General features: G+C 71.3%; 22 protein-coding genes. 8 read left to right on the top strand and 14 right to left on the bottom strand.

The window, feature by feature from the left end; all coding sequences use genetic code 11:
- Positions 1-210: 210 nt before the first annotated feature.
- The 4 genes from galT to ACH442_RS12775 form a co-directional block, all read right to left on the bottom strand.
- Positions 211-1,305 carry a galactose-1-phosphate uridylyltransferase gene (gene galT, locus ACH442_RS12790; RefSeq protein WP_396338106.1) on the bottom strand — a complete coding sequence of 365 codons (1,095 nt, stop codon included), beginning with the start codon at positions 1,303-1,305 and terminating at the stop codon, positions 211-213.
- Positions 1,305-2,078, bottom strand: a complete 774-nt coding sequence (locus tag ACH442_RS12785) for a DeoR/GlpR family DNA-binding transcription regulator (RefSeq protein ID WP_396338105.1) — start codon at positions 2,076-2,078, stop codon at positions 1,305-1,307. The genes galT and ACH442_RS12785 overlap by 1 nt, the downstream gene beginning before the upstream one ends.
- A gap of 90 nt (positions 2,079-2,168) precedes the next feature.
- The gene (locus ACH442_RS12780; protein ID WP_396338104.1) at positions 2,169-3,083 is read right to left on the bottom strand and encodes a glycosyltransferase family 2 protein; all 915 of its coding nucleotides are present in this window, start codon (positions 3,081-3,083) and stop codon (positions 2,169-2,171) included.
- On the bottom strand, positions 3,080-4,012 hold the full coding sequence (locus ACH442_RS12775; protein ID WP_396338103.1) for a sulfotransferase family protein: 933 nt from the start codon (positions 4,010-4,012) through the stop codon (positions 3,080-3,082). Before ACH442_RS12775 ends, ACH442_RS12780 begins: the two co-directional genes overlap by 4 nt.
- A 62-nt stretch (positions 4,013-4,074) precedes the next feature.
- Here ACH442_RS12775 and ACH442_RS12770 point away from each other — a divergent pair, with 62 nt between their 5' ends.
- Positions 4,075-5,160, top strand: a complete 1,086-nt coding sequence (locus ACH442_RS12770) for a WecB/TagA/CpsF family glycosyltransferase (RefSeq protein ID WP_396338102.1) — start codon at positions 4,075-4,077, stop codon at positions 5,158-5,160.
- 275 nt (positions 5,161-5,435) lie between these two features.
- Here ACH442_RS12770 and ACH442_RS12765 read toward each other — a convergent pair whose 3' ends face one another.
- Entirely contained in the window at positions 5,436-5,978 is a 543-nt protein-coding gene (locus ACH442_RS12765; RefSeq protein ID WP_396338101.1) for a DUF4262 domain-containing protein, read from the bottom strand.
- A 99-nt stretch (positions 5,979-6,077) separates the two neighbouring features.
- On the opposite strand from ACH442_RS12765, the gene ACH442_RS12760 reads away from it, so the two are divergent.
- Both ACH442_RS12760 and ACH442_RS12755 read left to right on the top strand, forming a co-directional pair.
- Positions 6,078-6,449 (top strand): VOC family protein, encoded by a 372-nt coding sequence (locus tag ACH442_RS12760; protein ID WP_396338100.1) that lies wholly within the window; start codon positions 6,078-6,080, stop codon positions 6,447-6,449.
- 77 nt (positions 6,450-6,526) lie between these two features.
- The gene (locus ACH442_RS12755; RefSeq protein WP_396338099.1) at positions 6,527-6,775 is read left to right on the top strand and encodes a hypothetical protein; all 249 of its coding nucleotides are present in this window, start codon (positions 6,527-6,529) and stop codon (positions 6,773-6,775) included.
- 4 nt (positions 6,776-6,779) lie between these two features.
- Here ACH442_RS12755 and ACH442_RS12750 read toward each other — a convergent pair whose 3' ends face one another.
- The 8 genes from ACH442_RS12750 to cysC form a co-directional block, all read right to left on the bottom strand.
- Complete coding sequence (locus tag ACH442_RS12750) at positions 6,780-7,778, bottom strand: glycosyl hydrolase (protein ID WP_396338098.1); 999 nt, start codon at positions 7,776-7,778, stop codon at positions 6,780-6,782.
- Positions 7,771-8,508 (bottom strand): methyltransferase domain-containing protein, encoded by a 738-nt coding sequence (locus ACH442_RS12745; RefSeq protein ID WP_396338097.1) that lies wholly within the window; start codon positions 8,506-8,508, stop codon positions 7,771-7,773. The genes ACH442_RS12750 and ACH442_RS12745 overlap by 8 nt, the downstream gene beginning before the upstream one ends.
- On the bottom strand, positions 8,505-10,016 hold the full coding sequence (locus ACH442_RS12740; RefSeq protein ID WP_396338096.1) for a lipopolysaccharide biosynthesis protein: 1,512 nt from the start codon (positions 10,014-10,016) through the stop codon (positions 8,505-8,507). The genes ACH442_RS12745 and ACH442_RS12740 overlap by 4 nt, the downstream gene beginning before the upstream one ends.
- Positions 10,013-10,891 (bottom strand): sulfotransferase domain-containing protein, encoded by an 879-nt coding sequence (locus ACH442_RS12735; RefSeq protein ID WP_396338095.1) that lies wholly within the window; start codon positions 10,889-10,891, stop codon positions 10,013-10,015. The genes ACH442_RS12740 and ACH442_RS12735 overlap by 4 nt, the downstream gene beginning before the upstream one ends.
- The gene (locus ACH442_RS12730) at positions 10,891-12,129 is read right to left on the bottom strand and encodes a hypothetical protein (RefSeq protein ID WP_396338094.1); all 1,239 of its coding nucleotides are present in this window, start codon (positions 12,127-12,129) and stop codon (positions 10,891-10,893) included. Before ACH442_RS12730 ends, ACH442_RS12735 begins: the two co-directional genes overlap by 1 nt.
- Positions 12,126-13,499 carry an O-antigen ligase family protein gene (locus tag ACH442_RS12725; RefSeq protein ID WP_396338093.1) on the bottom strand — a complete coding sequence of 458 codons (1,374 nt, stop codon included), beginning with the start codon at positions 13,497-13,499 and terminating at the stop codon, positions 12,126-12,128. Before ACH442_RS12725 ends, ACH442_RS12730 begins: the two co-directional genes overlap by 4 nt.
- Complete coding sequence (locus tag ACH442_RS12720) at positions 13,496-15,217, bottom strand: Wzz/FepE/Etk N-terminal domain-containing protein (RefSeq protein ID WP_396338092.1); 1,722 nt, start codon at positions 15,215-15,217, stop codon at positions 13,496-13,498. The genes ACH442_RS12725 and ACH442_RS12720 overlap by 4 nt, the downstream gene beginning before the upstream one ends.
- Before the next feature lie 353 nt (positions 15,218-15,570).
- Positions 15,571-17,091 (bottom strand): adenylyl-sulfate kinase, encoded by a 1,521-nt coding sequence (gene cysC, locus ACH442_RS12715; protein ID WP_396338091.1) that lies wholly within the window; start codon positions 17,089-17,091, stop codon positions 15,571-15,573.
- Between the two features lie 176 nt (positions 17,092-17,267).
- On the opposite strand from cysC, the gene ACH442_RS12710 reads away from it, so the two are divergent.
- The 5 genes from ACH442_RS12710 to ACH442_RS12690 all read left to right on the top strand — a co-directional run bounded on the left by ACH442_RS12710 (position 17,268) and on the right by ACH442_RS12690 (position 21,992).
- Complete coding sequence (locus ACH442_RS12710) at positions 17,268-18,413, top strand: glycosyl hydrolase (protein WP_396338090.1); 1,146 nt, start codon at positions 17,268-17,270, stop codon at positions 18,411-18,413.
- Between the two features lie 142 nt (positions 18,414-18,555).
- Positions 18,556-19,470 (top strand): ABC transporter ATP-binding protein, encoded by a 915-nt coding sequence (locus ACH442_RS12705; RefSeq protein ID WP_396338089.1) that lies wholly within the window; start codon positions 18,556-18,558, stop codon positions 19,468-19,470.
- Complete coding sequence (locus ACH442_RS12700) at positions 19,463-20,323, top strand: ABC transporter permease (protein WP_396338088.1); 861 nt, start codon at positions 19,463-19,465, stop codon at positions 20,321-20,323. The genes ACH442_RS12705 and ACH442_RS12700 overlap by 8 nt, the downstream gene beginning before the upstream one ends.
- A complete protein-coding gene (locus ACH442_RS12695; RefSeq protein WP_396338087.1) occupies positions 20,320-21,282 on the top strand; it encodes an ABC transporter ATP-binding protein in 963 nt (320 codons plus the stop codon). Before ACH442_RS12700 ends, ACH442_RS12695 begins: the two co-directional genes overlap by 4 nt.
- Complete coding sequence (locus tag ACH442_RS12690) at positions 21,282-21,992, top strand: ABC transporter permease subunit (RefSeq protein WP_396338086.1); 711 nt, start codon at positions 21,282-21,284, stop codon at positions 21,990-21,992. The genes ACH442_RS12695 and ACH442_RS12690 overlap by 1 nt, the downstream gene beginning before the upstream one ends.
- A gap of 319 nt (positions 21,993-22,311) precedes the next feature.
- Here ACH442_RS12690 and ppc read toward each other — a convergent pair whose 3' ends face one another.
- The gene (gene ppc, locus ACH442_RS12685) at positions 22,312-25,110 is read right to left on the bottom strand and encodes a phosphoenolpyruvate carboxylase (RefSeq protein WP_396338085.1); all 2,799 of its coding nucleotides are present in this window, start codon (positions 25,108-25,110) and stop codon (positions 22,312-22,314) included.
- Positions 25,111-25,124 lie beyond the last annotated feature (14 nt).

Raw genomic sequence — 25,124 nt, 5'->3', positions numbered from 1 at the left:
TTTGATTCCGAAAAACTTCGCAAAACGGATGTTTCGTGACGTAACCGGTGGGTACTGGGTTTCGTTTGACTCAGTGGTGCGGGTGGCAGGCTTGGGTAGGCCGCTCGCCGTCCCCTTCAGCGGGGGCCTTGTCCCGGGCCCCCGCTGGTCCCCTTTCCACACCATGCGAAACGGCAGCGCCGTGAGCGCCGGCGGTTCGGTATGCCGAGATCAGATGGCGTCGCGCAGCAGCTGCGCCGCCTTCTCCGGGACGACGTCGCTGACGAAGGCGCCCATCGCGGACTCGGAGCCGGCCAGGTACTTCAGCTTGTCGGCGGCGCGCCGGATGCTGAACAGCTGCAGGTGCAGGTAACCCAGGTCGCGGCCCTCGCCGACGACCGCCTGGTGCCACGCCGAGATGTACGGCATCGGCTTGCCGAACAGCCCGTCGAACCGGTGCAGCACGTCGAGGTAGAGCGGCCCGAACGCGTCCCGCTCGTCGTCGGTGAGCCCGGGCAGGTCGAGAACCTGACGGTGCGGCGCGATCTGCACCTCGAACGGCCAGCGGGCGGCGGCCGGCACATACGCCGTCCAGTGCTCGTTGGCGCCGATGACCCGGACCTTCGCCTCCTGCTCGGCGGCGAGCACGTCGGCGTAGAGGTTGCGCCCGCCGGTCTTCTCCGCGTGCTTGCGGGCGGCCCGCAGCATGGCCTCGGTGCGCGGCGGCACCGTCGGGTACGCATAGATCTGCCCGTGCGGGTGGTGCAGCGTCACGCCGATCTCGACGCCCCGGTTCTCGAACGGGAAGACCTGCGCCACGCCCGGGAGCTGCGACATCTCGGTGGTCCGGTCGGCCAGCGCGTCGACGACGGTGCGCACCCGGGCCGGGGTCAGCGCGCCGAACGAGCTGTTGTGGTCGCTGGTGAAGCAGACCACCTCGCAGCGTCCGTAACCGGGCTTGACCGGCACCATGTCGGTCAGCTCGGTGATGTCACCGCCGGGCACCTCCCGGTAGCTGAACGACGGGAACTGGTTCTCGAAGACCACCACGTCGTAGCTCGGCGCCGGGATCTCGCTCGCGAAGTGCGAGTTCGTCGGGCAGAGCGGGCACGCGTCCGACGGCGGCAGGAACGTGCGGGTCTGGCGGTGCGCGGCGACCGCGATCCACTCGTCGACCAGCGGGTCATAGCGCAACTGGGACGCCGGCGGCGGCGGCGGCAGCTCGCGGGTGTCGGCATACGCCGAGCGGCCGGAGTCCGGCGTCTCGTCGAAGTAGATGAGCTCGCGCCCGTCGGAGAGCTTGACGGTCGAGCGGATGGGTGTCACTAGGGGTTCACCACCACGAGTTCAGGGACGGTTTCGGTGAGCAGGGAGCGCGCGGTGGCGTCCAGGCCGTCATCGGTGATCAGCACGTCGGCCCGCTCCAGCGGGACGATCGACGAGATGCCGACCGTGCCCCACTTGGTGCTGTCGGCCAGCACGACCAGACGTTCCGCCGCCTCGACGAGAGCGCGGTTGACATCCGCCTCCATCAAGTTGGGCGTGGTGTAGCCGGCGCGCTCGCTCATCCCGTGCACACCCAGGAACAGCATGTCCAGGTGCAGGGTGCCGATCGCGGCCACGGCCACCGGGCCGACCAGGGCGTCCGAAGGCGTCCGGGTACCGCCCGTCAGCACGACCGTCTGATCGGGCCGGCCGGCGCGGTAGAAGACGTCGGCGACCGGGATCGAGTTGGTCACCACGGTCAGCGACGGAACGTCGACCAGCCGCTGGGCCAGCTCGGCGGTCGTGGTGCCGGCCGACAGCGCGATGGCGTCGCCGGGCGAGACCAGGGCGGCCGCGCGGGCCGCGATCGCGGTCTTCTCGTCGCGCTGGCGCACGGATTTGGCGGCGAAGCCGGGCTCGTGTGCGGATCCGGGGCTGACCGTGGTCGCGCCACCGTGTACTTTCGCGAGCAGTCCACGGTCGGCGAGCGCTTCGAGGTCACGGCGGATCGTCATGTCCGAGACGCTGTATTCCGCGGCGAGCTCGCTGACCCGGACGCCGCCGGTGGCGCGGACCCGGTCGAGGATCGCGGCCTGTCGCTGTTGGGCGAGCATCAGCAATCCACCAACTTCGGCCAGGCTTTCCGCACTATTTCGAACACACTTGAACAGTACCGTTGATCGGGTGTGCGCGAAAGAGTGACTTCAGATACCGCGTCCCCGTTTGTGCAGCGCCGAAAGCACATTCTCCACCTTCACCGCGCCGGTCATCGCGGCGAGCGCGATCGCCGTACGCGGTTCCTTCCAGTTCGCCCGGACCGCCTCCTTGCTGAACTGCCAGGCCTGACTGCGATTCCCGGTCGCGGCCGACCAGCAGGCAAGCTGGCCGTAGACCCGCGCGGCACCCGGGCGGCAGCCACTGATCTCCGGATGGCGCTGCATCATCCAGCGCAAGGAGGAGATCTTGGTGGCGTACTCGTACGCGTAGTGCGAACTGCGCCCCCAGAGCACCTGCACCAGCGGCTCGTCCAAGTGCACGATCGGCGCGCGGCGGGCCGCCCTGAGCAGAAGATCCCAATCCTCGTTCTGGCTGCCCGGGGCGTCCTCGGCGACCAAGCCCATGGCGTCGTCGGCCAGCGCCTCGCGGCGGATCAGGAACGACGACGAGTGCAGCATCGACATCCGGGAACGGGCCAGGTCGGCGACGGTCACCCGGCTCTGCCCGGCCAGCCGCGGCGTGGTGTGCCCCTCGAACTCCACCTCGATCGCGCAGGTGGCGAACTCGGCGTCCGGCTCGGCCAGCAGCGCGGCCACCTGACGGCGCAACTTGTCGGGCAGCCAGCGGTCGTCGTCGTCGCAGAACGCCACCAGCTCGGTGTCCAGCGCCAGGACGCCGGTGTTACGGGCACCGGCCAGGCCGGACGCGCGCCAGTTGGTCAGCACCAGCACCGGCACGCCCTCGGTGCAGGCCAGCGAGAAGTCCGGCTCGGTCTGGTCGTAGACCACGACGATCCGCAGCTCACCCGGGTAGCGCTGCTCGCGGACCGCGGCGATCGAACGGCGAACCAGCTCGGGGCGGTTCCGGGTGGGGATGACGACCCCGACCGAGGGCCAGTTCATCGGGCCTCCTCCTGGTTGAGCGGGTAGCCGTACCGGCGCAGCATGGGGCCGCACACCGCGCCGACCAGCCGGCGCTGGGCGGCCGGGAGCGCGCGCATCCAGGCGTCGTCGTGACGCAGCGGCAGCCGGCCCACGGTGAAGCGCATCGGATTGCCGGCCGCGCTGTGCCCGACCCGCAGGTCGGCGTGCCCGGGATGGAGAAAGTCCAGGTCGGTGGGCTGCAAGGGGACACCGGCGAACTCGGCCAGCCGGATCAGCGCGGCCCGCGGGTCGGCCAGGAACTCCTCGTACCGGATCCGCCGCATCGGCACGCCGCGGCGGGCCAGCAGGCCGAACGCCGCGTTGTGCGCGTTCCACAGCAGCGCCGAGCGGCCAGGGGAGTAGCGGGTCATCTCGTCGGCGCCGTCGGTCTCCGGTCGGGCGACCCGTTTCGTCCACGAGTAGGCGACGCCGCGCGCGTCCCGCACCACGTGCACCACCCGCAGGTCGATGTCGCCGGACGCGCGGAGCACGTGGGCCAGCGCCGAGTGCTTCGAGGAATCGACGACCAGCCGGGCGCCCGACACCTCGGCGGCGGCGGCATAGACCTTTGCATAGAAAGACGCATATTCCCGTACGTCGGCCGGCGGCCTGGCGCTCGACGCGAGCCGGGGGATGTGGCGGGTCCGCTCCACCGCGTCGCGCAGGGCGTGCACCCGGTCGACGTCGACGTTCTCCCACCCGTCGAAGGCGCTCTTGCCCACCCGCTGCCAGAACTCGCACGCGGAGAACCGCTCCCCGCAACCACAACGCTCGTCGTCGCGAAGATCGCGCTGCCAGAGATGGACGACCTCACCGAGCGCGCAGACCCCGGGCAGCTCACCGAGCAGTCTTTCGACGAGGGTGGTGCCGCTTCGCCCCAATCCGCCCAGAAATAGCACTTGTGCCACTTTGGCCCGCCTTCGCTCGTTTCGCTCTGGTAACGAGTGAAGCAGGCAAAAGGAGGCGTCAGGTGGTTATCGAGGCTTTCGACCGCGTGCACCTGGACGGAACCGGCATCGACCGGATCACCGAGGACGAAGTCGTCGCCGTCGTCCGCGACGCCCTCGCCCGAGGCCGCGGCGGGCGCATCATCACCCCGAACGTCGACATCCTGCGCCGGGCGTCGGCCGACCCGGCCGCCCGCCGCCACCTCGACGACGCCGACCTGATCGTGGCCGACGGCATGCCACTGATCTGGGCCAGCCGCCTCGGCGGGGCGCCCCTCCCCGAACGCGTCGCCGGGAGCAGCCTGATCTGGTCGCTCTCCGCAGGGCTGGGGCGCGACGCCCGCTCGATCTTCATCGTCGGCGGGACACCCGCGCCGCGGGTCCTCGCCCCCGGGCTCCGCGACCTCCTGGAGTCGCCGCTGCAGGACCAGTCGACAGCGGCAGGGCCGTCGCGCCGCCTGCCCGAGAGGTCGTCGCGCGGCCTGCCCGAGAGGTTGTCGCGTCGCGTGGCCGAGGGGTCGTCGCGCGGCCTGCCCGAGAGGTTGTCGCGTCGCGTGGCCGAGGGGTCGTCGCGTGGCCTGCCCGGGGAGCCGTCGCGTCGCTCGCCCGAGGAACCTTTGCGTCGCCTGCCCGCGGGGACGGGGACGGGGCGACCCTGCGGTGCCGTGCGCGCCGGGGCCCGCCTGGCCGCTGCCAGCCCGGGACTGCGGATCGCCGGCGCGATCAGCCCGCCCTACGGTTTCGAGGACGACGAGCGCCTTTACGCCGAGGTCTGCGCGCGGGTCATCGACGCCGAACCCGACCTGGTCTTCGTCGGCCTCGGCTTCCCCAAGCAGGAAACGGTGATCGAACGCCTCCGTCGTGACCTCCCCTCGACCTGGTTCGTGGGTTGCGGTGCGGCCGTGAACTTCGTCGCCGGCGACGTGCACCGGGCGCCGCGGTGGATGCAGCGCACCGGTCTGGAATGGGCCCACCGCCTGGGCACCGAACCGCGCCGGCTGGCCGGCCGTTACCTCCGGCACGACGCGCCTTACGCCCTGCGGCTGCTCGCCCGGGCCCCGCGCCGCCGCGCCCGCCCGGGCCACCCGGCCGAGATCACCGCCGGCTGAACAGCCCGCGGTCGTCGCGAGACCCGCCCGGCCCGCGTTCCCGGCCCGGCCCGGCGGCCCGCGTTCCCGGCCCGGCCCGGCGGCCCGCATTCCCGGCCCGGTCCGCGTTGCCGGCCCGGTCCGCGTTGCCGGCCCGGTCCGCGTTGCCGGCCCGGTCCGCGTTGCCGGCCCGGTCCGCGTTCCCGGCCCGGCGGCACGTGCGTCACGGCCCAGCCCCGGTGGCCCCGCGCCCGCGCGCGGTGTTGCGCCCCTCAGGCTCCGCGGCGGCGCGGGGCTCAGGAAGTCTCGTGGCCGCGGCGCGTACCCATCCGCCGGATCCGCGGCCCGGCCAGGCTGCGCGGCGCCCGGCAACGCGCCAGCGCCACCGACGGCGCGTCGATCAGCGGCTGGTGGTACTCCTCCGACGGATAGCCGGTCTGCCAGGGAAAATGATTGCCCGGGTCGGGCCAGACCAGCTGCTGCAGGCGGACTTTCTCCCGCCCGTAGCGAGCCAGGGCCGCTCCCGGCCACAGGTCGGAGGTCGGTGCCCCGGTGAGGATCACGATTTCCTGGTCGATGATCAGGTCGGTGACGCGGCGGCCGTGGTGGAAGTGGGCGCCCTCGTCGTGGACCCGCCCGGCCACCTCGTTGAGCAGCTGATGAGCGAGGTCGGGCGGCAGACCGGCGATCACCAGCTCGGGCCGGGCGGCGGCGGTCAGGCCGACGGTGTAGGCGAACGGGACCGCGTCGGCCGGATCCTCGTCGGAGGGCAGCACGTGCACCACTGCCCAGCCGAACTGCTGGATGATCTCGGTCTGCTCGGCGAAGAAGTCAGACATGGAACCCCCTGAGAAGACGGACTGAGCCCCACTATGGAACACGTGTACGACACTTTTCCGTCTTCCCAAACCGTACGTACGTACTGTTAAAATGTCGCCATGCGCATCGTTGATCTTCACCACGTCCAGCTCCTGATCCCGCCCGCCGGTGAAGCCGCCGCGCGCGCCTTCTACAGCGGCGTCCTCGGCATGACGGAGATCGTCAAACCCCCGGTCCTGGCCGCGCGCGGCGGCTGCTGGTTCCGCGCCGGCGGCTGGGAGATCCACCTCAGCCCGGTCCCCGACTTCCGTCCCGCGACCAAGGCCCACCCCGGCGTCCTGATCGACGACCTGGACGGGCTGGCCGCGATCCTGACCGCGGCGGGCCACCCGGTCGACTGGGATCCGCACTTCCCGGGCCACCGCCGCCTCTACTCCGCGGACGCGCACGGGAACCGCTTGGAGTTCCTCGAACCGATCCCGCCCAATTGATCAACGACATTGTCGAGCCGTTGTCGCCCAGGCCTTGATTCGTGATCAGTTCGCCGGTGTCCGTGCCCTCAAGAACCATGTCCACGGCTGGGGCGAGCGGGGGTACCGCGATGGTCTTCCGTGACTCGTCCGGACGAGTCGTCGGCGGCGCGATCGACGGGATCGGTGATCAACGGCACTGCGGGACCGACGACTATGACCTGACCGGCTCGGCCGGTGGCATCCCGGAGGGGGCCGGCGAGGCGAGGACGGTGGTGAGTGGGTACTGCGACGTGGCTCGGCCGGAGGGCGGCGTCTGCCGGCCCTCCGGCGCTCCCGCCAACTGAGCCGTCACGGGTTGAAGTAAGGGTCCTTGGCCAGCGCGTGGAACGCCCCGAAGGCCTGTCTGTCCCCGCTCAGCTGGAATTGCTGGTTGGGCCCGTTGCCCTCCGGGTCGGACTCGAAGTATGCGACCGCCTTGATCTGCTTGTTGATCTTGAAGGTGCGTTCCGCGTCCTTCAGCCACGCGGCCCGGTTGGCCGAGCCCCACGCCTTGGCCACCCCGAACTCGCCGATGATGATCGGTTTCGGTCGTTGGGCGGCCCACTGCAGGAACGGTCCCATCAGTTCGCCGATCGGCTGGAACGTGGCCCCGGCGTAGACGTCGACGCAGTTCCAGTCGACCTGGTCGTCGCCGGGGTAGAAGTCGGCGGCCTCGCCGCGCTGGAATCCCTCGGCAGTGGGGCACCACACCCAGGACACGTTGTCGGCGCGCTCCTGCTTGAAGATCGCGCGGACGTATTTCCAGGCCGCGATGTAGTCGGCGCCGGACCACATGGTCGCGCGCAGGTTGGGCCGGTCCATCTCCCAGCGCATTCGCAGCAGCACCGGCTGTTTGATCTTCCGGATCGCCTGGGCCTGCTCCCGGATCAGGCGGTCGTGCTCGCCGTCGAGGATGGACCGGTTATCGCCGGTGGCCCAGCTGACCATCAGGGACTGTCCCTGAGCAAGGAACTCCTGATCTGATTCGGTCCCGACGAGCTGATCAAATCGGCGGTACGTGTTCAGGATGTCCAGTCGCCGGCCGAGGGAGCTCTCCAGGGTGCCGACCGCTTCGATCCGGCCCACGTGCGTCAACTCATCCGGTTTGATCCACGCGCCGACGTACGCACCCTTCGCCGGAGGCGCGAACGGCCCGGCGGCGAAGGGACCGGCCTGCACCGCGACGGCCTGCGGCCGCGCGGACAGATCCGGTGCGGGCGGTGGGCTCGGATTCTCGCGCTTGTCATGGCCGCAGGCCGACAGGATTGCCAGTACGACGATGAGCGCGCTCGCCGCCGCCCTACGCATGGACGCGCCGAGCCGTGTAGAGCACGTTCACCGCGTATCCGTCGGTCCCGGGGAGGCGCCGTGCGGCGGCGTCGGCGACCCGGGCGAGCCGGTTGTCGTGCAGGTTCGGGGTGAGCATGGAGAACCCGCGGCGTTCGACGATCTCGAAGCCGTGCCGGTCGAGCAGCGCCGCGACCTCCTCGTGGGAGAGTTCGGCGAACCAGCGTTCGCCACGGTGCCGCCGCGCCCGCAGGTGCCGGATCGAGCCGGCGTTGCCGTGGTTCTCGACGACGAGCACCCCGGAGCCGCGGTGCGGGAGCGCTTTCGCGGCGAAGGCTAGGGCCCGGTCGCGGATCGTGTCGTGCACGTTGAGCAGCAGCCGGAAGATCGTCACGATGGCCGGGAAGCCGGCCGCGACCGGCGCCGGGACGGGCCCGTCCATCGGCACCTGGTGCCAGTAGGCGCGTGACCCGACCTCGGCCGCTTTCGCCATCATCTCGGCCGACGTGTCGTAGCCGTGTGCCTCCCGGACCAGCCCGTGCAGGGTGCGGATGGCCCGTCCGGTGCCGCACGCGAAGTCGTGCTGGACCGGCGGGTGCTGGCCCTCGAACTCGCGGCGGACGAGGGTGCGCAGGTAGTCGCGCTGCCGCTCGTTGATCCGGGTCGCGTAGCTGTCCGGGGCGTAGGTCACCGACTCGTACTTCTCGACCGCCTCGGTGTCCTGGAACACCTCGGTGTAGTCGCTGGTCAACTCGCCTCCTGGGGGTTTCGTCGGGTGAACGCGCCGAGTTCGAGCCGCTCGCGCAGCAGCCACACGCCGGCGCCGAAGGCCGCGGTCGCGGTGGTGGCGGCCAGCGCCAGGCCGGCCGGGCCGTCGCCGATGAGTGCGGTCACGGCCCGGGGCAGCAGCCCGAAGCAGCCGGCGCTGAGCAGGGCGGCGGCCCGGGTGCCCGGCCCGAACGGGTGCAGACGGGCGCCGCGGAACACCTGGATCAGCGGCAGCAGGTTGTTGGCGAGCATCGCGCCGCCCAGCCCCGCGGCCGCGCCCAGCGCGCCCCACCGGGGGATCAACAGCACGTCCAGGCCGATCGTGACGGCCAGGGCGACGAGGACGTTGGCGAGGTTCAGCGAGGTGCGGCCGGCCATCGACAGGACCATGTCGACCATGCCGCAGCCGGTGGCGACGAGCATGGCCACCGCCAGGACGCGGACCACGGGCGTGCCGGCGGTGTACTCGTGGCCGAAGAACCGCAGGTAGTACGGGGCGAACAGGATCACCAGCAGGCTCACCGGCCAGGTGATCAGCACGAGCCAGCCGGTCGCCACCTGGTAGAGCCGGTTCGCCGCGTCCCGGTCGCCGGTGCTCAGCGCCTCGGCCAGGCGCGGTTGCACCGACTGGGAGATGCCCTGGTTGGCGAACTGGATGAGGATCACGAACCGGCCGGCGACCGCGTAGACGGCGGCCGGTCCGAGCCCGCCGAGCGCCGCGACCAACAGCACGTCGACCCGCTGCAGGGCCAGCTGGGCCACGGCGGCCAGCGCGCGCGGGCCGGTGAACAGCCAGAACTCGCGGCGCAGGCGACGGCGTTCGCGTCGCTCGGTCGCCGTGTCGGGGGGACGCCCGGCGAGGTAGACGCTCCTGGCCGCGTACGCGGAAAAGATCGTCACCGGGAGGTAGGGGAGCGCCCAGGCCGCGGCGAGGACCGGCAGCGACGCCGCGGTCCAGAGCGCCGCGGCGCCGACCGCGGTCAGCTGCAACGAGCTGCGCAGCACCCGGTCGAGCAGCACGGTCGGCCGCATCGAACGGTATCCGCGGGTCACCGTGAGGAGCACGTCGGTGAGCGCCTGCAGCGGGAGGAAGAGCGCCAGCACGCGGAGCCCCTCGGTGACGCCGGGTGCGGCGATCCGCGGGGCCGCGATCCACATCCCGGCCGCCAGCAGCAGCGAGAACACGATGACCGGAAGCAGCCCGGTGCGCAGGCACGGTCCGAGCAGATGGTCCCGGCCGGTGGCCCGAAGCCGGGCCGGCCAGTAGACCAGCCCGGTGTTGGTACCGAGCTTGGCCAGGCCCCCGGCCAGCACGAACGCGGCGGTGGCGGAGAAGAACGCGCCGGCCTCGGCCTGGCCCAGGCTGCGCGCGACGATCCAGGTGACCACGACGCCGGTGCCGCCGGCCAGGGCGGATCCGGCCACGTTGGCCAGTCCGCCGCGGGCCACGCCGCGGGTCGCCTCGGTGGACTCCGGTGCGAGGACCGTCACCGGCGGCGCCAGATCGCCGGGTGTCCCAGCCAGCCGGCCAGCGCCTCGTCGTGCGGCTGGTAGTAGGCGTACAGGTCGCGCCGCAGCTGCGGGTCCATGTCGGCCTGCCGCGGACGGGCGTTGTGCTGCTCGAAGGCCGGGCGTTCCAGGTTCGGCGGCAGCCCCAGGAACGCGCAGACCTCGTCGTAGACCGGCTCCGGGTCGGTGAAGAACCGCTCGCTCTCCACGACGTGGATGCGTTCGCGGCCGACGTGCTGGGCCATCACGCTCAGGTAGCGGGCGTACTCGCCGCGGGCGCGGTAGGCGTGGTGCTGGTGGGCGAAGCTGTAGTAGGCCGGGTCGGCCGCGAGCCGTTCCTCCTGCCGGTGCAGCCGGGCCGGTTCCAGCGCGACCGCCGCGCCGAAGTCACGTTCGGTCTCGAAACCCCGGGCCACCTCGTGGTGATGCTGCGAGTAGGCGCGTTCCACCGGGTCACGGACGAGAACCACGATTTTGGCGTACGGCAGGTCGTGCGCGATCCGAGCGACCGCCTGCGGGTGATACATGTAGTACGGGCTGGACTCGAACGTCTGGGCCGGTACGCCGTACTTCTCGGCGATCCGCTCGCCGGTGCGCCGCCCCGGGAAGTGCGCCCGGTACCAGTCGATCCCCCGGTGGTAGGACGTGTCGAAGTAGTGCACGCCCTTGTGCAGCACGGCCTTGAGCACCACCGGGTGCGCGGCCAGCGCACGGTAGAGCGACGTGGTGCCGCACCGCTGGCCGCCGCAGATCAGGAACGACGGCAGCATCCGGTGCTCGGAGGTCAACCGGCCGTAGGAACGGGAGCCCAGGTGCACCACCCGCTTCATCGGGGCGGGGAGTTTTCGCACGTTCATCACAGCTCCTCAACACGCCGGATGAGCACCGGCAGCAGCCAGGTGCCGAGCACGCCGAGCCGGGCGCCGGCCTCGGCCTGACGGTCGGTCAGATAGCGCACGGCCAGGTCGACCAGGTAGAGCAGGGCGGTGGTCTCGCGGGCGACCGGCGCCACCCCGAACGGGGCGAGCAGTTCGTCGGCCTTGCGCACGGTCGCCTCCACCGCGCCCCGGGCGTCGCCGCTGGACTGGATGCGTTTCTGCAGCTCGTGGTGGACGGCATCGAAGCCGAGCGGCACCCCGGTGGCGAACCGCTCCCAGTCCCAGACGAGCAGCGCGTCGGCGAGGTTGGCCATGTTCCACGGGGCCCAGTCGCCGTGCCACGCGCCGTACCGCAGCGTGGTCTCCCCGGCGTGCGCGGCGAGCAGGTCGACGGCGGCGATCAGCGCGGCGCCCTCGGGTCGTTCGCCGGCCGCGGCCAGCCGGGCGCGAAGCTCGTGCCAGTACGCGCTCTGCACCAGTGGCCCGGTCGTGTATCCACAGCACCCGGCGATGTCGAGCATCGCGGCGGTGAGCCGGCGCGGGGTCAGCGGCGCGCGGGGCAGCCAGACCGGCAACGCCGACTGGACCAGCACCTGCAGGCCGCGCCACTGCCCGGCGTGCATCACCCGCGGCACGGTCAGCTTGGTCAGCCCGCTGGTGCCGAGGGCGTTGAGCGCGGCGGTCTCGGCGCGGACCAGGCGCTGGGTGAGCGGCCCGGTGCCGATCTTGCCGAACGCGAACGTCTCGCCGTCCGGGGTGAGCAGTTGCAGGACCGGTTTGCGGTTGGCGCGAGCCGGACCGATATGGACACTTACGGACAAATCGCGCCGAAGTGCGTCGCTCAGGTACCCGTCGATGCTGGCCGAGACCGGGCCGGTGACCAGGATCCGGTCCCGGAACACCAGCCGGTCGGCGCGGGCGTGCACGGCCGCGACCACCGCGTGGCGCTTCAGCTTGGCCATCCGGGACTGCGGCTCGGCGTACCGGCGGACCGCGGCCGCGGCGACCGCCGGGGACGGGTTCGGCACCAGCAGGCGGGGACGGTGCGCGTTCGGCACCACGAGGTATTCGGCGATGCGGTTGGTCTCGCCGTCGTCCTCGCGGGCGGTCCGGCACGGCTGCGGATAGAGCAGTGCGAGGACCTCGGTCAGATATTGGGTACGCAGCGCGGCATCGCCCGCGGTCAGCTCGGCGGGCGCGGTCTTGACCGGACTCAAATGTGTTCCCCCTCGATCCAGTTGCGCCAGAGCAGCGCGTACGCCAGAACCATGAAGGCCAGAGGGGTGACCAGCGAGTTGTACCAGAGCATCGCCGAGAACGAGCTGACCAGCGCGGCGCTGCCGGCCACCCCGATCGCGCTGCGGTCGGAGCGGAAACGCCACAGGCCGTACGCGAAGAAGCCCAGGTAACCCACGGTGCCCACCGCGCCGTGCGCGTAGAGCAACTGCCAGAGCTGCCCGTTGCCGCCGATCGTGAAGTTGCCGCAGCGCTCGCACTCCGAGCTCTCGCCGACCGTGATCGAGTTGCGCCCGCCCAGCGTGTTGCGGGTGCCGCCGTAACCGATCACCGGTGAATCGGCGAAGCCCTCCAGCGCCTTCTCGGTCAGGAACGTGCGCACCCCGTTCGACTTGCCGTTGTCCAGCCGCGCCTGCACGGTCGAGCCGAGCGGGGTGGCGGTCAGCGTGAGCGCGATCGCCCCGGCGGTCAGGGCCAGGGCGCCGAGGACCCAGAGCTTGCCGGCCAGGACGTAACGGACCGCGACGTACAGCAGGACGACCCCCAGCCCGATCCACAGGCCGCGGTTGAGCGAGACGACGGCCGGTGCGATCGACACCAGCAGGCAGAGCCAGGCGAACACCCGCTTGCGCCCGCTCGTCGAGGCCGCGGCGGCCACCAGCAGCCAGCTCACCAGCAGGCAGAAGTTGTTGCCCCAGGTGTTGGTGTACCCCCAGGGCGCGGCCGGGCGCGGGGCGTCGCCGCCGACGATGTCCATGATCTGCGCGGCGTACGGATGCACCAGCGACCGTACGAACCCCTTGGTCCGGATCCCGTGCGGCAGCAGCCACTCCACCGGCGAGGTGAACTCGAAGTTCCCGGCCACCATGCCGAGCAGGCCACCCAGCACGGTCAGCACGAACATGCCGGCCAGCAGCCGGACCAGCCGGCGCCGGGGCAGCTCACGCTCGGTCAGGTTCCCGGCGTAGAGCAGGAGCACGGTGATCGAGACGTACATCGCCAGTTTGTAGGCGACCGCGGGCAGGCGCCCGGCCGCCCGCTCGACCACCGTCCCGGCCGGGTCCGCGCCCAGCGCGGCGATGCTCACCACCGCCGTGACCAGGAAGATCAGCCACCAGGCGAAGCCCGGCGGCAGGTGCAACGGCCGTCCCGCGGCCCGTCGCCGGATCAACAGGAACAGCATCGGCGCGGCCATCAACGGGAAGATCAGCACGCCCAGGCCGAGCGCCCACCAGAGTGGGTAGAGCAGCAGGATCCCGGTGAGCGGCCAGGCCGGCAGCGTCAGGTCCTTCCCGGCAGCATCGCGGGCCGGGCCGGCGGCCGTGGCCGGCGCCGGGACGACCGTGGTCACTTCTCGTCGCCGTCCGTGGCGGCAGGGCCGGACCTCTTGACGCGCGAGGCCGGCTTGGCCTTGCCGTCGGCCGGGCGCGGCCGGACCGCCGCCGGGACCGGTTCACCACGGTCGGGCAGCGAGGCGAAGTGCTGGGTGGACTCGTCGATCACCGATTCCGGTCCGGGCGGCGGCAGGGCCACGGCCGGCTCGTCGACGGTGGGCGCCTTCCGCGGGGCGAGCCGGGGCAGCACCACGGCGCCGAGCAGCGGGGTACCCACCCGCTGCAGCTGCTCGGTGGCGTCCATCAGAGCCGGGCGGCTGGTGCGGCGCAGCTCGACGGCCAGGATCGCAGCGTCGGCGAAGCTGGCCAGGCTCTGCGCGTCGGCGCTGCTGCTGGTCGACGGCGCCTCGATGACGATGTACCCGCTCTGCAGGCGCAGCGCATCCAGGGTGTCCCGCAGCCGCTGCGACTGCATCAGGCCGGCCGCGGTGGCCGAACCGCCGGTGGTGATCACCCGCAGGGACGGGATGCGCGGGGTGCGCTGCAGAACCCGGCTGAGCCCGACCCGGCCGGCGAGCAGCTCGGACAGGCCCGGCACGGCGTTCACACCGAGCATCCGGGCCAGGGGCGCCGCATCCACGACACTGTCCGGCAGATGCGCTCCGATCAAGACCACATCGCTTCCCGTACGGGCGAGCGCCGCCGCCAGGTTCGCCGCGACCAGCGTGCTCGCCGAGCCCCGGCTGGTCCCGGTCACCACGATCACGCGGTCGTCGTCGTCCAGGCTGGCCAGCACCTCGTTGCGCAGCCGGTTGAAGACGCGACCGCCGGGGCCGTACGGCTGCAGCACGTCGTCGAAGTGTGGCGTGGTCCGCTCGTCCAGCGCGGCCAGCACCGGCACCCGCCCGCGGTCCCGGACGTCCGGCGCGCTGACCAGCCGCCGGTCGAAGCGCTCCCGCAGGTACGCCAGCACCAGCCCGAGCAGCAGCCCGATCATGCCGCCGGTCGCGATGTCCAGCAGCGTGTTCGGGCTGGACGGGGTGTCCGGCAGACGCGCGTCGCTGATGATCGCGCCCGCGCCGACCTGGGTGGTGGTCAGCTCGTTGAGGCGCCCGGTCAGGCCGTTCAGCTGGTTCTGCGAGTTGCTGCGCAGGCTCAGCAGGTTGCTCTCGATCGAGCTGCCCCGCTTGGCCTGCGCCAGCTTGGCGTTGATCCCGGTGAGCGAGGTGGTGAGCTGTTTGACCTTCAGGTTCAGGGAGGCGATCTGCTTGTCCAGCGCCGACCGGGCCGACTCCTCCCGGTTGCGCAGGTAGGCCTCGGCGAACGCGTGCGAGCCGGCCTGCGCCTTCATCGGCGTGTCGGCCTGGAACGTGATCACCAGGACCGTGGTGTTCGCCGGGACCTGCACCGACACCGAGTGCGCCAGCTCGACCGGCGCGACGTCGGTGCGCAGCAGCGCGGCGGCCTTCGCGGCGACCGCGCCGGAACCGACCAGCTGGGCCTCGGTGTCCAGGTTGACCGAGCCCTTGGTCCGGCCGCCCTGGGCGTTGACGTCCTGGTCGACCGCCTGCACCAGGACCGACGAGGAGGACTCGTAGACCTTGGGCAGGGAGTGGGTCACCGCGGCACCGACGCCCAGCCCGGCGGCCGTCGCGGCCAGGGCGATCCACCAGTGCCGGCGAACCGCGCCCAGGTAGTGGGCGACGTCGGAGGACGGTGGGCGAGACGCTTCCATCGGAGACCGCGGCCTTTCGAAAAGGAGTTTTGGGCGTTTCGCCCCAAGGGGTCCAACGCCCTACTCCCGCCGCAGTGATGGGTAACGCCAAGCCTGTGAATCGCCGGGGGTAACAGGAACCACCGCGCGTTGCGCCCGCCGACGGGGGGGGGGGGGGGGGGGGGGGGGGGGGGGGGGGGGGGGGGGGGGGGGGTGGGCGGCGCCCCCCCGCGCCCCCCGCCGGTGGCCCGCCCCCCCCCCCCGCCCCGCGCGCCCCCCCGCCCCCCCCCCCCCCGGCGGGGGGCGGGGCCCCCCCCCCCCCCCCCCCCCCCCCCCCGCCAAGAGCGCAATGCCGCGAGCCGAAGGCGAGCAATCTAACTCAGTTTGGGCTCCACCCAGCCGTTCTCGACCAGGTAGCCGAGAACCGTCTCGACGGCCTCGCTGACCGACATCGTGGTGGTGTCGATCGTCAATTCGGCGTCGAGCGGCTCCTCGTACGGGTCGTCGATGCCGGTCATCCCGCGCAGCTGGCCGGACCGTGCCCGGGCGTAGAGGCCCTTGCGGTCCCGCGCCTCGCAGACCTCCAGCGGGGTCGCCACGTGCACCAGCACGAACCCGGCGCCGGCCTCCACCGCCATCCGGCGCACCGCCGAGCGGGCCGCCTCGTACGGCGCGATGGGGCAGGCCACCGCCATGCCGCGGTGCCGGCCCACCTCGGCCGCGACCCAGCCGATCCGGCGCACGTTGCGATCCCGGTCGGCCTTGCTGAAGCCCAGCCCGGCGGTCAGCTCCCGGCGCACCACGTCACCGTCGAGCAGGGTGACCGTCCGCTCGCCGGTCTCCCGCAGGGAGTCGGCCAGGTTCCGGGCGATCGTCGACTTGCCGGAGCCGGACAGGCCGGTGAAGAAGACCACCAGGCCGCGGTGCCTGCGCGGCGGCCGCACCCGGGACAGTTCCTTGGCCACGGCCGGCGGCGTGTGCCACTCGGGCAGCGGGAAGCCCCGGTCGAGCAGGTCCTCGATCTCCTCCGGGAGCATGGCCAGGCGGCGGTTACGCGGCGGGATGTCGTCACGCCAGCGCCACTGACCGTCCCGGTTGTCGTAGGCGAGCTCGCGCGGCACCAGCACCCGCAGCCCCGCGCCGGAGAGGGTCTCGCTGGTGGAGAGGATGTGGGTGACGCCGTAGGACGCGGCGACGCGCGAGCGCAGCAGAGCGTCCCGCATCTCGTCGCCGTGCGGGGAGACCGGCACCGCGACGATCGTGGCCGGGGGCATCCGGTCGCGGGCCGCGAAGACGGCCCGGACCAGCGCCTCCGGGGGCAGCCCGTCCGGACCGTGCCCGCTGACCGGGATCAGGATCAGCAGGTGCGCGGCCAGGGTCCGGGCGGCGTGCGCGATCTGCGCGAGCTGCGGGCGGTGCAGCGGCCGGTCGGCGATCACGCCGAGGACCCGGCCGGGTGGGAGCAGCGACCGGACCTCCTCCGGGGTGCGCCGCAGGCGCTGGAACGGGCCGTGCCCGCCGTCACCCAGCTTGCGGACCGGGCCGCCCACGCCGTACCGGTTCTCGGCGACCCGCCAGACGTCGCGCGCCTCGATCGCGGCGATCGGCGCGCCCTCCAGGTCGGTCAGCACCACCGTGCGCCGCGCCGGGTCGGCCGGGTTCAGTCGCTCGGCCAGCTCCTGTGGAATCTCCAGGGTGACCGGGACCGGCCAGGGCGTGCCGTCGGCGAGCCGGCCGGTGCGGGCCAGCGCGGCCAGGTCGGCGCGCGCGAGGAATCCGGTCAGCGGTGCATAGGCCCCGGAGAGCAGCAGTTCCAGATCCGCCAGCTCAAACGGGCGCGGGGCGTACGACGGTGCGTCCCGTAGGACGTCTTCCGGCAGAACCGAGCCACTCACCTTTGTATCCCCTTGCCGCGGCCGACTTGGGTGACAGTTTCGCAGCCCGTTTCCAGTCGGTCGAGGCGGGCTCGCGATCTTGCCGTCCCGACCCGAAAATCGTCCGTTTGCCGGATCACCGACGATCTCCGCATCTTTCTGGACAATTGCGGAGGATCCCTTAATATAGGACGATTGTGAGACAGATATTCCATGTCGCCGCGCTCGGCACCGCCGTTGTCATGGCCGTGGCGGCCACCGTGACCTGGACGTGGACCGGCGCCGCCGACCCGGCGGAACCGGTGGTGTCCGCCTCCGCCACCACCACTCTGCTCAGCAGTGAGGAGCGTCCGCTGGGCCGCGTCGTCGCCGCCCGGGCCGCCGCGCCGCGCCCCGCGCGCTGCGTCACCGGCTACAAACTCGTACCCACCTGCGGCATCCTCTGGGGTGTCGCGCCCGGCGCCCGGACCGAGGACCACGGCTTCGAGGCGCTCACCGAGTTCGAGCGCAAGACCGGCCGGCACCAGGCGATCTTCCATGCGTACCACCACGGGATCCGGCAGCTCTTCCCGACACCGCAGGAGATGGCGATCGCCAGGCAGCCCGGCAAGAAGCGGGTGCTGCTGCTCAACTGGAAGCCGGAGAGCGCCTCCTGGGCGCGGATCGCCCGCGGGGACCGCCGCACCGACGCGTTCCTCGACCAACTGGCCGCGCACATCCACCGCAACTTCCGGGAGCCGTTCTTCTTCGCGATCCACCACGAGGCCGAGGACCAGGTGCGTGAGCGCCGCGGGTCGGGCTACACGGCCCGCGACTACGCGGCGATGTTCCGGCACGTGGTGAACCGGCTGCGGGCGCACGGCGCGCAGAACCTGGTGACCGTGCTGGTGCACATGGCGTACGTTCCGCACACCACGAAGAGCTGGTTCAGCGACATGTACCCCGGGGACGACGTGGTCGACTGGATCGGCTTCGACACCTACTCCTACAGCGACCCCGGTTACGGCCACGGCGACTTCGCCGAGCTGCTCAACCGGCGGTCGGCGATGAAACCGCGCTGGCCCGGCTTCTACAACTGGGTGCGCGCGCACCACCCGCGCAAACCGTTGATGGTGGCGGAGTGGGGCGTGTGGTTCAGCCGGCGCAACCCCGGGCACATGGCCGCCTTCTACCGCGAAGTGGGCCGGCAGATCGGGCACTTCCCGGCGATCAAGGCGATGGTGCACTTCGAGACACCGGCCAATCAGAAGGGGCAGGACTCGTCGGTGGACAGCACGCCGGCCGCTCTGCGGGAGTACCGTCGCCTGGGAAGACTCCCGGTTTTCCAGGTCTCGCTGCGGTGAGCCGCGGACGGGCGGCTCACCGGCGTACGGGAAAATCGGTTTTTGATCTTCTTGCAAAGCTGTGAGAACGCTGAGGGACCCTGAGACTGCCTCAGGGTCCTTCCTGATTCGTCGACGTGCGGTGGCTTCCTAGGCTGAGTCCGTGAACATCATCGCTACTCAGGCGCTCACCAAGACGTACGGGGGCGGGGTGACCGCCCTCTCCGATCTGACCGTGCAGGTCGAAGCCGGGGTCATCGGCCTTGTCGGCGCGAACGGCGCCGGCAAGAGCACGTTCATCAAGATCATGCTTGGCCTGATCGCGCCCAGCTCGGGCTCGGTGCGGGTCTTCGACATCGACCCGGTCACCGAGACCGACAAGGTGCGGGCGCGGGTCGGATACATGCCGGAGAACGACTGCCTCCCGCCGGACGTGTCAGCCGCCGAATTCGTCACCCACCTCGGCCGGATCAGCGGCCTGCCCCGCACCGCCGCCCGCGAGCGCGCGTCGGAGACGCTCCGGCACGTCGGCCTCTACGAGGAGCGCTACCGGCAGATCGGTGGCTACTCGACCGGCATGAAACAGCGGGTCAAGCTCGCCCAGGCCCTGGTGCACGACCCCGACCTGCTGCTGCTGGACGAGCCGACCAACGGCCTCGACCCGGCCGGCCGCGACGCCATGCTCGCCCTGATCCACCGGATCGGCACCGAGTTCGGCATCTCCGTCGTGGTCTGCTCGCACCTGCTCGGCGAAGTCGAGCGGATCTGCGACTCACTGATCGCGATCCAGGGCGGCCGGTTGCTCCGCGCCGACCGGATCTCCTCGATGACCGCCGCCTCCGACGTGCTCGCGGTCGAGGTCAGCGACGGCGCCGACGAACTCGCCGCCCGCCTCGCCGAAATGGGCCTCACGGTCACCCGGGATCATCGGATGCTGCTCGTGCCGATGGAGTCCGACGACGCGTACGACCGGATCCTGCGCGCGGTGACCGATCTCGAACTCCACCTGCACCGCCTGGACCAGCGCCGGCACCGTGTCGCCGAGCTCTTCACCGCGAAGGAGACCGCCGATGTCTGAGACCGGCGTCATCCATGACATCGGCTATCAGCGGTACACCGGGCCCCGTCTGGGCCGGTCCGCCGGGGTCGGGGCGCTCTACGTGCACGGCCTGCGGGCCGCGTTCGGGCTGGGCCGCTCCGCCAAAGCCAAGATCTTCCCGTGGCTGGTCGCCGGCATCGCGTTGCTGGTCGCCATCATCGTCGCCGCGCTGAAGTCGCAGTTCTCCGAGATCACGTTCAGCTACGTCGAGCTCGACGACCAGCTGAGCTGGATGATCATCTTCTTCGCGGCGATCCTGGCGCCGACGCTGGTCTCGCGGGACCTGCGCTCCAACACGCTGCCGCTCTACTTCAGCCGTCCGCTGCGCGCCGCCGATTACGTCACCGCGAAGTTCCTCGCCATGGTCTCCGCCATCTGGCTGCTGCTCGGCGTCCCGCAGTTCATCATGTTCCTGGGCGCCGCGTTCACCACCAAGACCGGCATGAAGGGCGTCTGGCACGAGGTCCAGGACCTGGTCCCGGCCTGGGGTTACAGCCTGCTGTGGGCGCTGCTGTTCACCAGCATCGGCCTGCTGATCGCGTCGCTCACCGGCAAGCAGGCGTTCGCCGCCGGTGGCATCGTGGCGGTCTTCCTGATGACCACCCCGGTCGTCGCCGTCCTCGCCCAGCTGCCGTCCAGCACCGCCAACCACCTGGCCGGCCTGACCAGCCCGATCACCCTGATCAACGGCGTCGGCCACTGGGCGCTGGGCAACGAGATCGGCCTCGACATCGGGCGGTACGGCCCGATCTACGGCATCGAGGCGCTCTGCCTGATCGCCGCCTGCCTCCTGCTCCTGCTCGCCCGGTACCGGAAGGTGTCCGCGCTGTGACCACCTCAGTCGAAACCACCGCGACCACGGCCCCGGTGACCACCCCGGCCGGCGTCATCGACCTGCAGAACGTGTCCCGCTGGTACGGCAACGTCGTCGCCGTCAACGACATCACCATGTCGCTGAACGCCGGCGTGACCGGACTGCTCGGCCCGAACGGGGCCGGCAAGACCACCGTCCTGCACATGATGGCCGGGTTCCTGGCCCCGTCCAAGGGCACGCTGACCATCCACGGCAAGCCGGCCTGGCGCAACCCGGCCGTCTACCGCGACCTCGGCCTGGTCACCGAACGCGAGGCGGTGCACGCGTTCCTCACCGCCGAGCAGTTCGTGCTGGCCTGCGCGAAGATGCAGAAACTCAAGGACCCGGCCGGCGCCACCCGCCGCGCCCTCGAACTGGTCGAGATGACCGACGCGGCCGACCGCCGCATCGGCACGTTCTCCAAAGGCATGCGGCAGCGCACCCGGGTCGCCGCCGCGCTCGTCCACGAGCCGAAGGTGCTGCTGCTCGACGAGCCGTTCAACGGCATGGACCCGCGTCAGCGCATGCACATGATGGAACTGCTGCACCGCCTCGGCGACAACGGGCACACCATCCTGTTCAGCTCGCACATCCTGGAAGAGGTCGAGCAGGTCGCCGGCCTCGTCCAGGTGATCGTGGCGGGACGGCTCGCGGCGTCCGGCGACTACCGCAAGATCCGCCGGCTGATGACGAACCGGCCGCACGTCTTCGCCGTCCGCAGCTCCGACGACCGGCGCCTCGCGGTCGCGCTCATCGGCGAGAAATCGGTGAGCGGCATCGAGATCGACAACACCGGCATGACGGTACGGGCGTCGGACTACGGCGACTTCACCCGGATGCTGCCCCGCATCGCCCTCGACCAGGGAATCCGCCTGCACCAGCTGGTGCCGTCGGACGAATCCCTGGAGAGCGTCTTCTCCTACCTGCTGGAGGCCTGATGTCTACCGTCGCCATGATCACGGCGCGTGGCCTCTTCGGCCGGCGCCGGGCGCTCATGCTCCTGCCACTGCCCCTGCTGCTGATCGGCCTCGCCGCCCTCTGCAAGAGCTTCGACGTCGACCCGCTCAACTGGGGCGCCCCGGTCGTCGAAGGCCTCGGCTTCGCCGTGGTGCTCCCGGTCATCGCGCTGATCGTCGGCACCGGCGTGCTCGGATCCGAGATCGACGACGGCACGCTCGTGCACATCCTCACCAAACCCCTGCCGCGCCGCGACATCATCCTCGCCAAATACCTGGTCGCCGCGGTCGTCACGACGATCACCACGACCATTCCGCTGTACGTCGTCGGCCTGCTCGCCGGCTCGGCCCAGTTCGCCGCCGCCCTGGCGATCTCGGCCGTCGTCGGATCGTTCGCGTACACCGCCCTGTTCGTCATGCTCAGCCTGCTGACCCGGCGGCCGGTGCTGCTCGGACTGGTCTACATCCTGATCTGGGAAGGGCTGCTCGGGCGCTGGGTGAGCGGGACCCGGGTGCTCTCCATCGAGCAGTACGTGATCACGCTCGCCGACAAGATCCACCCGACGACCATGCTGACCGGGCAGCTGAGCGTCACCACGGCGGTGGTGATGAGCGCGCTGTTCGTGGTGGTCAGCACGGTCGTCGCGATCAACCGGCTCGGCTCGTTCAGCCTGGCCGGCGAAACCAGCTGACCCCGTCACCCCGGTGAGACCGGCCCGCGCTTCGGCGCTAGCCGGTTTTTTCTGCCCCGTGATTCGATCCTCGTCGGGACTCAGCCGAGCACTGACGGCGCTCCGGAGCGAACCGTCCTCCCGCGCGAGTCCCGAGCATGTCACAGGGCCGCGCAAGGACCAGGTCCAGCATGCCCCTCCAAGGCCTGCGGCAGCAGGGGCTCGTCACGCTTCTCGGCGAACCGAGATCACGCACCGCGTTGTGGAGCCGGACGGGGCGGAATGAGAACAGCCCGGGAGCAGAAACTCCCGGGCTGTCTCATAACGATCTACCGCAGGGTCAGCCGGTGTTGCGCATGCCGGCGGCGATGCCGTTGACCGTGGTGAGCAGGGCCCGCTCCAGCGCCGTCGAGTCCGACGGACCGCGACGGGCACCCGGCGCGGTCGGCAGCTGACGGCCGGCCTCGCCCAGGTCGCGGTACTGGCGGAGCAGCGCGACCTGCAGGTGGTGCAGCGGCTCCAGGTACGTGTCGCGGACCCCGAGGGTGCGGGACAGTTCCGGCTGCGCGGCCAGGATCTGGGGTTCGCCGGTGATGGCGAGGACCTCGCGGACGGTCAGCTCGTATTCCGCCTCGATGGTGGTGAAGATCGGGTGGAGTTCGGCCGGGACGAGCGTCTCGACGTAACGCCGGGCGATCGACAGGTCGGTCTTGGCCAGCATCATCGCCACGTTCGACAGGAACGTGCGGAAGAACTGCCAGTCCTTGTGCATCTCGTCGAGCACGTTGCCGTTGCCGGACGCGCGGACGGCGGCCAGGCCGGTGCCGACGCCGAACCAGCCGGGCACGATCTGCCGGGTCTGCGTCCAGCCGAACACCCACGGGATGGCGCGCAGGCCACCGAGGCCGGCGTCGGCGTTGGGCCGCTTGGCCGGGCGGGAGCCGATGTTGAGCGCGCCGAGCAGCTCGGTCGGGGTGGCGGCCCAGAAGTAGGCGGGCAGGTCCGGGTTCTCGACCAGCTTGCGGTACGCCGTGAACGCCGCGTCGGAGGCGGTGTCCATGGTCGCGTCCCACACTTCGAGCCGGACCGGGTCGACCGACAGCGTGGTGTGCAGCAGGGTCGCCTGCAGCACCGCGGCCGTGGTCAGTTCCAGGTTCTCCCGGGCGAGGGCCGGCACCGTGTACTTGTCGGAGATGACCTCGCCCTGCTCGGTCACCTTGATCGCGCCGTCGAGCGTGCCGTAGGGCTGGGCCAGGATCGCCTCGTGGGTCGGGCCACCACCGCGGCCGACGGTGCCACCGCGGCCGTGGAAGAGCCGCAGCCGGACGCCGTGCCGGGCGGCCACGTCACGCAGCGAGCGCTGCGCCTTGTGGATCCGCCACTGGCTGGTGGTGATGCCGGCCTCCTTGTTGGAGTCCGAATAGCCGAGCATGACTTCCTGCAGGTCACCGCGGGCGCGGACGATCTCCCGGTAGGCCGGCAGGGACAGCATCTCGTCGAGCAGGTCACCGCCGGCGTCCAGCTCGGCCGGGGTTTCCAGGAGCGGCACGATGCCGACCCGGGCCCGCCCGGTCTGGATGTCGACGAGGCCGGCCTCGCGGGCCAGCACGGCCGCGGCGAGCACGTCGTCGACGCCGAGGGTCATCGAGATGATGTACGACTCGACGACGTCCATGCCGAACTTGTCCTGCGCGTCGCGGATCGTGTGGAACACGTCGAACGTTTTGCGCGCCGAGTCCGTCAGCGGGGTGTCGGCGCTGCTCAGCGGCCGTCGCCCGGTCAGCTCGGTGGCGAGCAGCTTGGTGCGGTCGGCCCGGTCCAGCGTGGCGTAGTCGTCGACCTCGCCGACCTGCGCGTACATCTGCTCCAGCACCTCGTGGTGCTTCTCGGCGTGTTCGCGCACGTCGAGCGTGGCCAGCTGCAGGCCGAACGCGGAGGCCTGGCGGATCGCGGTGGCGACCACGCCGATCGCGGAGAGCTGGCCGGAGTTGCGGGCCAGCGACGCGCGCATCAGCTCCAGGTCGGCGATCAGCTCGTCGCTGCCCAGGTAGTCGCGGCCGGGCACGTGCGGGGTGCCGTGCTGCAGGCGGGACCGGGTGTTGGCCAGCTTCGCCTTGATCGCCCGGATCTTCAGACGGTAGGGCTCCTCGGCGTTGACCCGGCGGAACCGTTCCTGGACCTCGGGCAGGTTGTCCAGGTCCTGCGCGAGACTGGCGGAGAGGTCCAGGGAGACCCCGCGCAGCCGGCGGGAGACGGACAGCTCCTCGATCAGCTTGTCCATCACCTTCTCGGTGGCCTGGATGCCGTGCTCGTGCTGGATGAGCAGCACGTCGCGGGTGACGGCCGGGGTGACGAACGGGTTGCCGTCGCGGTCACCGCCGATCCACGAGCCGAACGTCAGCGGCCGGGAGGTCGGCGCGGTCTCGACACCGAGCCGGCGCAGCGTCTCGGCCAGGTCGTCGAGGACCTGCGGCGCGGCCTCGGCGTACAGGTCCTTGAGGTAGTAGACCGCGTTGCGCGCCTCGTCCAGCGGGTCGGGCCGGTCGAGCCGCAGCTCGTCGGTCTGCCAGAGCAGGTCGATCAGCTCGGCGAACCGCTTGGTGGAGACCGTGGTGTCGTTGTCGCCGTAGAGGACCGCGGCGGCCGACTCGGCGTCCAGCGAGTCGGCGACCTGGCGCAGTTTCGACAGGATCGAGCGGCGGGAGGCCTCGGTCGGGTGCGCGGTGAAGACCGGGCGGACCGCGAGCCGGCGGGCGGCGGAGGCGATCTCGTCGGCCGGGACACCGGCCTCGGCGATCCGCTTGGCGGCCTGGTCGAGCCAGCCGCCGTCCTTGGCGCGGCGGCGCCGCAGATCCCGCGCGCGGTGCACCTGCTCGGTGATGTTGGCCAGGTGGAAGTAGGTGGAGAAGGCCCGCGCCAGCTTGGTGCCGGTGGTGATGTCCATCGCGGAAAGCCGCTCGGCGGCGGCCGGCGCGTCCTGGCGGACCAGGTGCCGGATCTCCTCGACCAGGTCGAGCAGCGGACGGCCCTCCTGGCGGGCCAGGGTCTGCCCGAGCAACGTGCTGATCCGGCGGATGTCGGCACGTAGCGCGGCGTCCGGTCCCTCCGGCTCGTCGAGGTGGGCGGACAGCTCAGTCATCGGGGCGCTCCTTC

The sequence above is a fragment of the Actinoplanes sp. NPDC020271 genome, assembly GCF_044388125.1.
Classification (GTDB): domain Bacteria; phylum Actinomycetota; class Actinomycetes; order Mycobacteriales; family Micromonosporaceae; genus Actinoplanes.
The sequence above is the reverse complement of the archived record's forward strand: the minus strand, read 5'-3'. Positions and strand labels throughout refer to the sequence as shown.